Origin of the sequence: Methylobacterium sp. WL116 (assembly GCF_008039455.1) — a bacterium.
Taxonomy (GTDB): domain Bacteria; phylum Pseudomonadota; class Alphaproteobacteria; order Rhizobiales; family Beijerinckiaceae; genus Methylobacterium.
In genome coordinates this window covers 1-511 of record NZ_VRUV01001109.1, presented here as the reverse complement: position 1 = coordinate 511, position 511 = coordinate 1, and the positions used below count along the sequence as shown (strand labels likewise).

The 511-nt window shown below is 77.7% G+C and carries 1 protein-coding gene; it reads right to left on the bottom strand.

Going from position 1 to position 511, the window contains the following annotated elements; genetic code table 11:
- On the bottom strand, positions 1-336 hold a 336-nt coding region (locus tag FV223_RS29630; RefSeq protein WP_187276310.1), incomplete at its 3' end, for a tetraacyldisaccharide 4'-kinase.
- Positions 337-511 lie beyond the last annotated feature (175 nt).

Genomic DNA, 511 nt, shown 5'->3' with positions numbered 1-511 from the left:
CGCGCCTCTGCGTAGCGGCTCGTCGCCGACGTCGCGCCAGCCGTGGCGGGCGGGATCGACGAGGACCGGCCCGGGCAGGCGCCCGCCGTAGCCGCGGCTGAGGAAGGCGGGCGTCCGTCCGAGGTCGCGCAGCAGCGCGGCCAGGGCGATCGCGCTCGGGGTCTTGCCGGCGCCCCCGAGGGTGAAGTTGCCGAGGCACAGGACCGGGCACTCCGCCCACGCGCCGGGCCGGTCCATGCGGGCGGCGGTGTGGCGGCCGTAGGCGCGCCCGAGCGGCGCCAGCAGACGTGCGGCCGGATGGTCCGAGCCGTCCTGCCAGAAGCGCGGCGGGCGCATCAGCCGTGGTGGAAGGCGGCGAGCTTCATCTGGGCGATGAAGGGGTCGAGCACCGCCAGCGTCCGCTCCACCGCGCCCTCGAACGGCACCAGGGCGCGCTGCCCGGCCCGGGTCATCGCGTCGATGCGGTCGGGGGCGGCCATCAGGTCGGCCAGCGTCGCGGCGAGCTCGGCGG